Genomic DNA, 12,918 nt, shown 5'->3' on the forward strand with positions numbered 1-12,918 from the left:
GCCCAGCACACTTCTTTTCCTCATGCCTTACGAGAGGTTGCTGCTATAACGTACCTTATGGGTATGGGATATGAACCTACCGTAGCCCGCAAGATCGTTGAGTCTTGGGAAATCAACGAGGCATTTTATCCAGGGCAGATATAATTCCTAACCTTTCAAAAGGGTAATGAAGCACCGTTTACACGGTGCTTTCTTGTAAATTTTACATGATTTAAAGGTAGCTCCTTGTCTATTTTTTGATTACCCACTATTCTATAGAACGTACATATTCGGCTATTTTTAAAATTTCACCGTCTGTAAACTCAGGCTTTCCTTTATATCGAATACGCTTAATAACCTCTTCAATCGTATTGGCACTGCCATCATGAAAATAAGGTGCACTTGCCCATACCCCTCTTAATGTTGGAACATCAAAATGAAGAGTATCTCTTGGGTTTGTAAAACCTTGTCTAGCATTACCTTTAGATGGTTTATCTATCGGATTAGTAGTACCGATATCATGCAAATAATTAGTATTGCTAGTTGTCAAATGACCGTTTTCATCAATAGCCTTTACGCTATCTGTAAATTGAGCCCCTGCATGACATGACATACATCCTGCTTTCCCCTCAAACAATTTTCTTCCATCCTCTGCTGTAGAGGTTAAGCTTCCATCCTTATTACGATAAGGACTTTTTGGGACTGGGAGTGAATCAGGATCATCGAGATAGGCAAACATCGCATCATACATATGCTCGACATCATTAGGGAGTGGTTTTCCCGGATCAAATTCCATCATGCCACCCATTTCACCCTGCACAGTCAATATATAATCCGTAAAATCATCACGACTGCCATCCCACATAAATAATCCGGTTTTTGTCGTTAAAACATTGCTTGGAACTTCTCTTGGTCCTTTTGGAGTCATTAAAGTTAGTCCATTTGTTTCACCATCAGCATGACAAGAAATACAACTCATCCAATTATTCCCTGTAATTCCTGTCGCAAACTCATCGCTATTGGCACTATAAAAAATCGTTTTCCCTTCTCTTACTAGTGGGGACAGAGGATCTTTTGCTATCAACTCAAGATTTTCACCTTTCATTTTTGCACGAGCGTATGGACTGTTTCCACCTGTAGAAATCTCAGCAAGATCATGACTCATAGCGTTGTTAACATAAACGGTTTTGCCATCCGGTGAAATCACGGCACCTCTTGGATTATTTCCTTCAATTCTTCTTAGAATCTGCGTTGCATTGCCACCACGTTTTAAATCAAACACAACGAGATCTTCACTTCCAGACATGACAACATATGCTTTGTTACCGTTTGGATGAAAGACGACATCATTTGGATTTGAGGTAATGATTGTGTCATTTTTTTTATCTGTGATATTTATTTCTTCGAACAATTCTTTCCGTTCATCAACCAACTCTTCATCAGTCGTTAAATCAATGACAGAGATGGCTGGGAAAATCGTTTCTTGAAAGTGAACTGGTGTATCAACATTTGTTAACAAGTGAGGAATCCAAGCTTTTTTTCCATCGGGATCTATCACAAATTGTTCTAATGTATTTGGAATCCCTTGGCTTTTTTTGCGATCGTTATTATCTGGTGAATCGGCAAGGGAAAATACTTTACTTATTTTTTCAGTTTCGGTATTAATCACACTAATTTTCGCATCTAAATAATGCGGAACATATAACTTATGCCCATCTGCCGTAATCGCTAATGTTCTAGGTCGATCGCCGACTTTAATCTCAGACTCAACTTTTTTATTCGTTAGATCGATTACTGATATTGTACTAGATCGATAGTTTGCAACATACAGCTTGTTACCGTCCTGATTTGTTACAACACCATATGGTTCAATTCCGACATCAAGAGAATCGACCACTTTTTCTTTTTCAATAGATATGATGTCAATTTTATTGTCATACCTACAGGAGACATACAATTTACTTTCATCAGGTGAAAGGGTAAGCTGCACAGGGGATTTTCCGACTGGTATTTCAGCTGTCACCTTTTTTGTTTGACTGTCAACAATGGTAACTGTATTTACATCAATATTGGCTATATAAATGGTATTACCAGCCTTATTCATAACAATATTGTTGCTGTTAACAGCATAGTCCCGAACAACTCCTGGCTCTTTCTCGTTTACTGCTTGTATTCCTTCCTTACAACCAACTAACGCCCCCATCAATAGGAGCGTTAGCCAGAAAAGGGCAATTTTCCTCACGATTACCTACCCTCTTTATCTTTATTTTTTTACTTCAACAGGTACAAGAACAGGTGCAATGCCGTATTTACCATGACCAGCTTGAGTTTGTGGAACTTGATCTCCATCTGTGTTTCCAGACTTATCACCATCAATGTAAAAATCACCTGTATCCCAGAATTCACTTGCTTGCATTCCTTGTTTAAGATCTGGACCATCTATGACAGTTTCATAAAAATCAACATATCGCGAAATAATGGTTTCCACTTCTAATGCTTTTGGCTGTTCTTTATCGCCTTCCATATTGCTTAAGTTATTAATCGCGACACGTAAGACAGCAGATACTCCACCTGCAGTATAGGCATCATATTTCATTTCGCCTTTCACAGTTTCATAGGCTTTTGCCTTATTATCCCAAAGCATTTCATCCATTGCTTGATAAACGGTACGAGCAGCATTACGATATTTTTCATCCTTTGTTGCAAGATATGCTGCTGTTAAGCCGCGAACGGCCCCAAGTTGTGCATTTAATGGTGTTTCCTTATCTGCACCTTTACCGAATGTATAGCCTTTTGCAACTAAGCCTGAATCTGTCATCAGTTTATCAATGATAAAATCAGCTTGTTTTGTCATTAATTCAATTGCACGTTTACCTTCAGCTGTATTTAATCCTTCAGCGTCTTCTGCATTTGCATATCCAACTGGAAGACCATCAATTGCACGCTGGAAAATACGAAGTGATTCCATTGTATAGCCTGCATTAAACGTATCTACATAATTTCCTTGCTCTTTACCATTATTTTCAGCTACAAATGCACCTTCTTTTTCATTAAAGTGCATGGCGTCAATATTTTTAAACACATGAAGCAGTACGTCACGGTTAACAGAGTATGGATCGTTTACAGTCACATCGTTTCCTGCATTGTTATCAAGATTTACTTTAGGTGCAGCAGGATAAGGATCACTGTCAAAAAGTGCTCGGAATGATGGCGCGACATTTTTATTTTCTGGACGCTGATCTGTCGTGCCGAAGAATTCAGATGAAGGCCAAAGCATTAACCATTGATCTGTTAAAATACTGCGCGCATCTGTTACTTCTAGTGACTCGGCATTAGGGACGTCTGTATTTCCGTCTTCTTTTACTTGGATTGTATGAGGTAAATAAACATAGCCTTTTGATGGATCATACTGACTTCCAACACTTGCAGGAAGTAATTTCTTATCATTTTCCTTGTAAAATAAGTGATTACGAACGTAATTTAATTTGTTCCAAATTTCCTCTACTAGGATGGCTCCCTGCATACCATCTGCTGAGCTGACACCAATAGCAACGTTTTCATCATGATCATCAGTAGGTGTTTCACCTTCCAATTCTTCATCACCGTCTACAGTATGAAACCCACCCATAAAATCTCCAGCCCATAGAGCTTGTTTTAAGAATGCCCCCCCATATGCTGCTGGATTTAATACTTTATCCATTTTATTACGATCCCATCGAAGCGACTTAAAGTTAACTTGATATTGAGGAACGTATGTATTTTCTTCCCCTGAAGCATAGTTAGAAGTATCTACTTCTTGAATATAATGAGGGTCACCTTTTGCATATTCAATAAAGGTTGGAAACATATTCCTATGAATCTCTTCACGAGGATAGCCAACTGCATCAGCTAATTTATAGAAACGCTCTGCTAATAATTCTTGTGATTCTTTCCCCTGCTTTTTAGCTAATTCCTTGACAACCGGACCATTAATTAAATGTAGCCCCAACCCTGATTTTTCTACAACTTCATACATTGCTTCCTCTGAATATTCATACGATTCAATTCCTGCTGTATAATCAAACTTTGTGGGCGAATCTAATTTTTTTGGATCAAGAACATCCAAATCAAGTCCTAGTCCCTCTACTAAGGGTTCTCCTGAAAGTTCAAATTCTGCATAGGCGAACATGTTACCTGCTGTATCAAACGTATAATCTGTCACAGGTACTGTTACAGAAGCGTTTGTCACTTTCTTACTTACTTGTTGCTCTTGCTCTGATGTTTTTTCTTCTTTTGCAACTTTCTTTTCGCTCGTACATCCAGCAATTAGTACTAAAGTGGATGCAAGTGCGATAGACGACATCACTTTCCATGGCTTGTTTTTCATAATAATATCCCTTCAACATAATAATTTTATCTATCATCATAAAAAAATAAGAAATAAATTGATTAATAGCTAATATACGACTATTTTTTTAACTAATCTATAAAAAAATACTTATTAATTAAGAAATATTCTTAATAAGCCTTTTTGGTATAACAGGCTCTTCTACCTTTTTGTTTTTAAAAGAAAGCTTTTGATCTATTCCAAAATACCGGTCTACACTGAAAACATAACTACGTTGTATAAAAAATATAATTGCAAATGCGCTTGTATAAAGGGTCAGACTTATTAAATTCATATTTCCTGAAAGAATAAAATTCACATGCATAAAAAGACAAATAAAAACAGAAGGAATAATCATAAATCCAACGATCAAACATATTCCCAAAATAATTTGCACAATAGGAATTGTATAATTGAAGAACATAACATGATCTAAAGCTACATGTTCAATAAAATACTTGTAAAATTCTGGAACATTCGGTTTTTCTACTGCAGTTAATAAATAATTTTCAATAAAAATACCAGGTTCACTAAACCAGTGTTTTTCACTAATCTTCGTTACACCTGCTAAGAGCCATCCTACAGCAAAAAGAATACGCATTACAGTTACCAATAATTGCAAGACCACTTTATTAATTAATGTACTCATTATTATCACCTCCAATGAATCTATTAAGAATATTCCATAAGCTCAATGATAATGATTATCATTTTCTTTATGATTTTATACTTAAATGATAATCATTGTCAATCAAAATTGAGTGAAAATTACATAATCTATGCTATAATGACAGATTTAATAGTTTAAAATAGAGTAGTATTAATATAAATTGTAAGAATAAGGAGAAAAAATGGATCGATTTAAAAACGTTTTAATTATTTCTTTTTTAATAGCAAATATTATCGGACTTTGTGTATGGATTTTTTCTATATTGAAATAGAAAAATTCCTTTATTAACAGCCTCCATGAAAAGTTAATTTCTTAATGGAGTAACCTTATTCCACCTGAACCGAATTCTGAACAAGAAAAAAGAGTGACTAATTAAGTCACAATTCATTTCAATTTCCAACTATTATTTGATTTTTTTTACTAAATGTTTTAAAGAAAGGAATTGAATAAAAGATTTTTAAATTTGCTTCTTTTTTACAAAATGAGCAGGTGCTATGATAATTATCAACTTTAACAACATGAGGAACGTCAAGTGCTTCGAGAGCTTCAGTTACATGTTTTTTACAAACTAACACTTTTACAACCTACTTTCATAATGATAATCAGTCAGAGTTTTTCTTTATTCAGTTATCAATTCCAGACAATAATTGATAATCATTATCAATATCTCACTTAAATAATAATTGAAAATGATTATCAATGTCAATAAGAAAAAAGAGCGACTTTTCAGTCACTCTTTTTTCTTTATAAAAATATATAAAAGCGTTATCTAATTAGACATTTTGATGTTATTTTCACCAAAGGGTATCATCCAAAGTTCATTCGTCAAAGATAAGGAAAAGGAGGTGTGATACGAATGGCACAAGATGTTCTTTGTGAAGTAAATAACTGTTCTTACTGGGGCAACGGAAACAAATGCAATGCAGATGCTATTTATGTAGTCAGTCATAAAGGCAAACAGGCATCCACTAGTGAAGAAACGGATTGCAAAACATTTGTTCCAGAAGCATAATTTTCGTTGGGATAGCCTTTTTATGGTTATCCCTCTAATATTTGTAGTATTGATAATAATAATCATTTTCATACATGCTTATGGATATTTCTTATTTTTCTAATTTTATTGGAAATAGGAATTGAATAGAAAATATTTATATTAGCTTCCTGTTTACAAAATATACAGGGACTTTTATACAATTTGCTTATTTCTACATGTGGGACGTCAAGACCTTTTAGTGCCTTTTTAACATGGTTTTTACACACCATTACCATATAGAGACCTCACTTTCCTTGATCTATAAATAAATATATGTGCTGTATAAAACATTTATCATCACTCAAATGTTGCTGACATGTACACATTTGAATTTTTATTACAAAAAAAGAGCAGCTTTTCAGCCGCTCCGATGTTATCCCTTTCTTCTTATTTTCGCTTGAAATACCTAAATCTTAAGCCGATTAAACTCCAATTTCCTCTTTATAAGGATGCGATTCTTTGAATAGCTGTTCCCACTGTTCATATAGGCTTTTAGCTGTCTGATAATCATCGAAATCTGCTATTAAATCTTCCTGTAATTTCTCTTTTAAATTGCGGCATGATGACTCCCATTCCTCTAAACTTTTTATATCAAAAAGTTTTGAAAACCTTGGTTTCATACTTTCCCAATTAGAATAAATGGTATTACACCATTCTAACAATTCTTCACGGTATTGTAGTTCTTCGTCTAAATCCACATATTTATCTGTATCAACCTCAATCTCCTCTTGATAAGCAACCCTTTCCAATAATCCTTCATGGAATGGTTGTTCCTCTTCCCATTCCAAACGGTGATCGGAACCGACTTCAATCTCTTCTTGAGAAGCAGCCCTTTCCATTAATCCTTCATGGAATGGTTGTTCCTCTTCCCATTCCAATCGTGTATCAGAAACGATTTCAATCTCTTCTTGATACGCATTCGTTTCTTTGAATACCTGTTCCCACTGTTCATATAGGCTTTTAGCGTTCAGATAATCATCGAAGTCCACGTTTAAATCTGACTGTAATTTCTCTTTTAATTGACGGCATGATCCTTCCCATTCCTCTAAACTCTCCCTATCATAGAGCTTGGTAACCATTGGTTTCATACTTTCCCAATTAGAATAAATGGTATTACACCATTCCAACAAATCATTGCGGTATTGTTTTTGTTCTTCCATTTTGAAACATTCCCCTCACCAAGGTTATTTATTTTTTCTTATCCTGATTATAAGGACCACAAATTTATACTATGTTCCACGATTGTCCTAGGTTAAAACATTCACCCATAGGTAAATAACAACATGACGTCAGTAAGAAAACGAAACAAAAAAGGGTTCCAACCACTTCAAAATTTAATGAATAATTCAAGAATGGGAACTTTTCAGAAGCCCAATATGGCTGGATTAACTGAGTTTGCTAAGGAATTTGTTATAAATAAAACGCCACTCAAGAACAAATAGCTAAATAAAAATGCCCACATCAAGTTGGGCATTTTTTTGAAATAATTGATTATAGAAATTAAGGTATACAAATCTGCCCAAAAAAACACAATAATTAGAGAAAAAGGGTTATATTGCCATTTAAAACCTTGATCTTAATGTTCAGAAGTTATTTTAATACCTGCAGCCCCTGTAATAATACACATAATCAATAGGATTGTTCTTAAACTTCTAGGTTCTTTAAAGAAGATCATTCCTGCTAAAACACTTCCAACAGAGCCGATCCCAGTCCATATTGCATAGGCAGTCCCCACTGGAAGAGATGTTAATGACAAAGAAAGAAAATAAAAGCTTAAACTCCCCAAAAAAAGACACGCTACAGAGGGGAGCAATTTTTTAAACCCGTCTGCACGCTTCAGGCTTATAACACTACCAATCTCGGCAAATCCGGCAATAAGAAGAAAAAACCAAGCCATTGAATCATCCCCAAACCTTGTATAAATCATTTCATTTCCTTTAATGTTTAGGTTGTGCAGGACTAACTTTTATTCCAATTATACCCAATATCATTAAAGCTACAAAAAATACTTTCAGTGGATTAATAGTCTCTCCCCAAAAAAGCATCCCAGTTACTACTGTTCCCACCGTTCCCAATCCAGTAAAAATGGCGTAACCAGTTCCTAAGGGAATTGAATGTAAAGCTTTTGAAAGTAAAAAGAAACTAAAGAGTATAATAACTACCGTTACTATACTAGGTATAATTTTGGTGAATCCGTGTGAATATTTAAGACCGATCACCCAGACAATTTCCAAAATTCCTGCCATTATGATATAGATCCATGCCATTTTATCGCTCTCTCCTTCGGCATTGACACTTATTTTTGAACCACGAAGTTCTCCATATATCGATAAATCGCATAAGCTACCCCATTCTCATCATTTTTAAGGGTTGTCGTTGTACAAACAGTTTTTATGACATCTTTCGCATTTCCCATCGCTACGCTGTATCCAACTTTCTGGAACATGGATAAATCATTGTTGCTGTCCCCGATTGCCATAGCCTGATCTAAGGAGCCATTCATCGAGAGAACCAATTTTTCAAGGGACATCCCTTTTGAAGCTCTTTTACTAGTCATTTCAATGTTATGATCAGCAGATGAAACAACCATCAACTCATCAAACTTTTTGAATTGGTTCCATGCTTCCTCTAATTTCTTTTTATCAAAAGAACATGCTAAAATGTTATAGAATTCTTCCTCCTGTTTTAAGATATCATGATAGTTTTCAACTAAAACATATCCAGACTGGTCAAATTGCCTTTCCGCTACTTCAACTAATTCTTTCATATCTGTATTCAAATCTGAGCTTTTCAAGCTTTGAATCTCATTATAGAAATGTTCTCTTCCCTCTTTAAGAGTATAAATGGCTTTATCAGTAAACACTTCGTAATAATAATTCCGTTCATCTAACCATTGGAGAATAGCTTCGACACGATCTTTAGTTATCGTAATAGAAGAAATGCACTTTCCGCTTTTTGAATGAATGGTTGCGCCATTTGTCCCGATTACAAATGGGGTAATCCCGGCTTTTTCACAAATTGTTTGAACGTCAAAATAAGCCCGTCCTGTTGAAATAACTACTTCAAAGCCTCTATCTTGGGCATATTGAATCGCCTTTATATTTTCTTCACTAATTTCATTCTGGTCGTTTAATAATGTTCCGTCTAAATCTATCGCAATGAAACTCATACAATATATCTCCTTTTCCCATTCTATCTATTAAATTTTCTTTCTAGTTTTTTTACCTGCTTTCAATAAAAATCTAATCAAAAAAGAGAGAGAACTCCCTCATCCGTCTCGATATGTCCTTTTATGGATTGACTATGCTTGAATCCAATTGATTTCCTCTAATTTTGAATGATTTCTCCATTCCTCTGGAAATGGTTGTTCGCAGACAATCACATCGACTTTTTCTAGAGGACAAACTTTACAAAATGTATCGACACCAATTTTAGAGTAATCTGTTAGCAATACAACTTGCTTTGATACCTCGACCATCTTGCGTGAAACTAATGTTTCATGTAAATGATAATTACTAACCCCACTTTGAATAGAAACACCACCAGCTGAAATGAACGCTTTATCAATATTAAATTGATTTAACATTTGTTCAGTGAGACCGCCGCATATAGATTGCTGCTTTGGATCAATTTGACCACCTAGTAATAGAATTTGTCCTGTAAACTTATTTTGATTAAGCGATTCGGTCAACACAGACGACACAGGAAGAGAATTGGTTAAAATCGTAATGTCTTTTTTATTTTCAATACACTGCGCAAATTCAAGCATGGTTGTCCCTACATCAATGACAATCACATCTCCGTTAGAAATGAGTTCTACTGCTTTTTTCCCAACCTTAACTTTCGCTTCTTGATTCACCGTTGTACGCTGTGTGAATGGAGGTTCCTCAAATTGAAAGACTGTTTTAATCGCTCCACCGTAAACCCTCTTTAAAAGTCCTTTTTCCTCTAATATCATCAAATCGCGTCGAATCGTTTCCTCTGAAACATTATATTGATCAACTAATTCCATAACTTTTACTTTTCCCATTTTGTTCAGTTCTTTTAAAATTTCATTCTTTCTTTCTTCTGGCAAAACAGACATATTTCTTCCCCCGCGATCATTGATAATTTATAAAATAAGGCATTCTTTCTTCGGTACAAGAATATGAACGCGTGCTCCTTGCTCAAACATTTTCCCTCGGTGGTGAAGATAGTCTACATGGAAAGCGGACTCCTCTGTTTCTACTTCATATCTTAAAACATTCCCTGTCATGGAAACATCTTTAATAACCCCTTTAATGCCCCAGTTCTCTTGTAAATCCAAGCTATCCTCACCAACAGAAACTAATTGTAAAACTTCAGGACGAATCGCGACTTCATTCCCTTTTAATTCTGTGCTGCGAACGAGTTTACGGAAAACTTCCATATTACAAACATTGTAATTTCCGATAAATTTTGCAACAAATGTATTGACTGGAGAAGTATAAATTTCTGATGGAGAACCGGATTGTACAACATTTCCTTTATTCATGACAAAAATTCGATCAGACATTGTCATTGCTTCTTCCTGATCATGCGTAACAAAAATAGTAGTAATATCTAATTCTTTTTGTATTCTCTTTAATTCTTTTTGCAAACTTTTTCTAATTTTAGCATCCAATGCGCTTAACGGCTCATCCAAAAGCAGTACTTTCGGCTCCATGACAAGCGCACGGGCAAGAGCAACCCTCTGCTGTTGTCCACCAGATAATTGATGAGGATAGGACTCTTCTTTTCCTATTAAATCAACCATCTCAATCATCTTTTTTACTCTTGATTTAATATTTTTTACCTTCTTCATTTTAAGGCCGTACGCGATATTATCAAAAACGCTCATATTTGGGAAAAGCGCATAAGACTGGAATACCATACCGACTTCACGCTGACGCGGTGATAAATTAGTAATATCTTTTCCATCAATTAAGATTCTTCCTGCATCAACGCCTTCAAGCCCCGCAATGGAACGTAATAATGTACTTTTTCCGCATCCGCTTTGCCCAAGAAGCGTAGCAAATTCTCCTTTTTTTAATGTTATTGAAATGTTATTTAAAACGACTTGATTTTCATACCCCTTAGTCACTTGATCGATGGTTACATAGTTCATTAGTTTTCACCTTCTAAAGCAGTATTTTTATGACGGTATTGTTTTTTTAAAAAGGAAAGAATTCGCTTCTTATTAGACACGATAGGATTTTTTTCATTTCTAAACGTCAGTTTTAATACAGTCCCCGTTAACAGTAAAATCATTGAATAATAAGTAATAACAATTGCACTTGTTAAGTGACCGCTGCTGTTTAGTTTGTCGGCAAGATAAATTTGAATGGTTTCAAATCGGCCCCCGACAAGCAAATTGGCAAAAGCAAACTCACTAAATAAAAGAGCGACTGATAATAAGGTAGACACTAAAATACCAGATATAATATTTGGAAACACCACTGTGCGAAACGCCTGGAATTTTGTAGCACCTAGTAATTCAGCAGCATCAACAAGCTGTACAGCATTAAGCGTACGAAGACTGTTACGAATACCTTGATACATAAACGGTAGAATGGTTATGAAATAAGCACCAATTAAAATCCAAGGTGTTCCGGCAATTTGAATCGGTCCATCTGAATATACCTTGATTAATCCAACAGCTCCGACAATGGGAGGAATTCCATAAGGAAGCATAGCTGCTGCTTGAAGCAATCCTTCCCATTTACTGAAATATACTGTGATGATGAAAATAGTCGGAAGCATAATAACAACACTAAGACCTACAGACATGACAATTAAAAACAGCGTTCGTCGAAAAGCATCATAAAACCGTTCATCTTGAAACAATTCAATATACCATTTCATTGTATAACTCTCAGGTAAAATGGTATGATCCCATTTACCAGCAATCGAGAATAATAATGTTCCTACAAGCGGAATTAATAAATACATAACTAGTAACCCCACAAGCACTTTATGAAAAGTCAATGAAGATTTCATCGTAAATCCCTCCTAATGCGACGCATCATTCGTTCATTGAACCACATCGCCCCTATCATGGTCGCCGCTAGAAGAACTCCCAACGCACTGCCTAGCTGCGGCTTTAATGCAACGTCACTAGAAACTAGAGAGGCGATTTGCAATGACAATAAATTATAGTTGCTGCCGACCAATGCATAGGCTGTAGCGTAAGCTCCCATCGCATTCGCAAACAAAATACTGAATGTACCTACAATACTAGGTAAAAGAACCGGAATCCCAATGTGAAGCCAAAATGATAATGTTGACCCTCCTAATAATGAAGAGGCCTCTTTCCATTGTTGCTTAATTCCTTGATAAGACGGGTAGATGAGCATAACAGCAAGCGGAATTTGAAAATAAATATAAACAAGAATGAGGCCTGTCCATGAATATAAATTAAAATCTGCAAACACATCCCAACCAATCTTAGAAAAAAGCAATGTAAACAACCCATTGTTTCCAAGTAAAATAATATATGAAAATGAAAGAGGAATCCCCTCAAAGTTCGACGTCATATTGGCAATCATCAGTAAACGATTTTGTATTTTTTGTGAGAACTTTGTAAACGAATAAGCTGCAATGACAGCTATAGTCACAGAAGTTATAGCAGCAACTAAGGAAATGACAAGGCTATTTTGAATGGCTTGTAAGTAAAATTTACTTTTAAATATGGTTGTATATTGATCAATCGTAACTTGAATTCCATCGTCTGCATAAAAACTATTTTTAATCATTGCCACTAATGGCCCCAGTTCAAATCCAATCACAAACATAACAAATGGCAGTAAAAGAGCTAATAAGTAAATTTTTTGTTTTTTTATTTTTCGCAAGACTTCTCGCTCCTCTATGTTC

General features: G+C 35.3%; 12 protein-coding genes. 1 reads left to right on the forward strand and 11 read right to left on the reverse strand.

Going from position 1 to position 12,918, the window contains the following annotated elements; translation table 11 throughout:
• Window positions 1–247: 247 nt before the first annotated feature.
• From AB7942_RS15115 to AB7942_RS15125, 3 genes are all read right to left on the reverse strand, one after another.
• Window positions 248–2,182 (reverse strand): beta-propeller fold lactonase family protein, encoded by a 1,935-nt coding sequence (locus AB7942_RS15115; RefSeq protein ID WP_369447609.1) that lies wholly within the window; start codon window positions 2,180–2,182, stop codon window positions 248–250.
• Window positions 2,183–2,242: 60 nt separating this feature from the next.
• Window positions 2,243–4,345: a hypothetical protein gene (locus AB7942_RS15120; protein WP_369447500.1), complete on the reverse strand. Its 2,103-nt coding sequence runs from the start codon at window positions 4,343–4,345 to the stop codon at window positions 2,243–2,245.
• A 118-nt stretch (window positions 4,346–4,463) separates the two neighbouring features.
• Window positions 4,464–4,994 carry a hypothetical protein gene (locus tag AB7942_RS15125; protein WP_369447501.1) on the reverse strand — a complete coding sequence of 177 codons (531 nt, stop codon included), beginning with the start codon at window positions 4,992–4,994 and terminating at the stop codon, window positions 4,464–4,466.
• A gap of 877 nt (window positions 4,995–5,871) precedes the next feature.
• Here AB7942_RS15125 and AB7942_RS15130 point away from each other — a divergent pair.
• Window positions 5,872–6,027: a DUF1540 domain-containing protein gene (locus AB7942_RS15130; RefSeq protein ID WP_369447502.1), complete on the forward strand. Its 156-nt coding sequence runs from the start codon at window positions 5,872–5,874 to the stop codon at window positions 6,025–6,027.
• Between the two features lie 443 nt (window positions 6,028–6,470).
• Here the strand turns inward: AB7942_RS15130 and AB7942_RS15135 are convergent, their stop codons facing one another.
• The 8 genes from AB7942_RS15135 to AB7942_RS15170 form a co-directional block, all read right to left on the reverse strand.
• Window positions 6,471–7,208 (reverse strand): hypothetical protein, encoded by a 738-nt coding sequence (locus tag AB7942_RS15135; protein ID WP_369447503.1) that lies wholly within the window; start codon window positions 7,206–7,208, stop codon window positions 6,471–6,473.
• Window positions 7,209–7,624: 416 nt separating this feature from the next.
• A complete protein-coding gene (locus tag AB7942_RS15140) occupies window positions 7,625–7,945 on the reverse strand; it encodes a DMT family transporter (RefSeq protein WP_369447504.1) in 321 nt (106 codons plus the stop codon).
• A gap of 40 nt (window positions 7,946–7,985) precedes the next feature.
• On the reverse strand, window positions 7,986–8,315 hold the full coding sequence (locus AB7942_RS15145) for a DMT family transporter (RefSeq protein WP_369447505.1): 330 nt from the start codon (window positions 8,313–8,315) through the stop codon (window positions 7,986–7,988).
• A 29-nt stretch (window positions 8,316–8,344) separates the two neighbouring features.
• On the reverse strand, window positions 8,345–9,217 hold the full coding sequence (locus tag AB7942_RS15150) for a Cof-type HAD-IIB family hydrolase (RefSeq protein ID WP_369447506.1): 873 nt from the start codon (window positions 9,215–9,217) through the stop codon (window positions 8,345–8,347).
• Between the two features lie 132 nt (window positions 9,218–9,349).
• Window positions 9,350–10,132, reverse strand: coding sequence for a DeoR/GlpR family DNA-binding transcription regulator (locus AB7942_RS15155; RefSeq protein WP_369447508.1), 783 nt, complete (start codon window positions 10,130–10,132; stop codon window positions 9,350–9,352).
• 27 nt (window positions 10,133–10,159) lie between these two features.
• Window positions 10,160–11,173, reverse strand: coding sequence for an ABC transporter ATP-binding protein (locus AB7942_RS15160; RefSeq protein WP_369447509.1), 1,014 nt, complete (start codon window positions 11,171–11,173; stop codon window positions 10,160–10,162).
• Entirely contained in the window at window positions 11,173–12,045 is an 873-nt protein-coding gene (locus AB7942_RS15165) for an ABC transporter permease (RefSeq protein WP_369447510.1), read from the reverse strand. Before AB7942_RS15165 ends, AB7942_RS15160 begins: the two co-directional genes overlap by 1 nt.
• Window positions 12,042–12,896 (reverse strand): ABC transporter permease, encoded by an 855-nt coding sequence (locus tag AB7942_RS15170; RefSeq protein WP_369447511.1) that lies wholly within the window; start codon window positions 12,894–12,896, stop codon window positions 12,042–12,044. The genes AB7942_RS15165 and AB7942_RS15170 overlap by 4 nt, the downstream gene beginning before the upstream one ends.
• Between the last annotated feature and the right edge of the window lie 22 nt (window positions 12,897–12,918).

Source organism: Neobacillus sp. BF23-41, assembly GCF_041106275.1.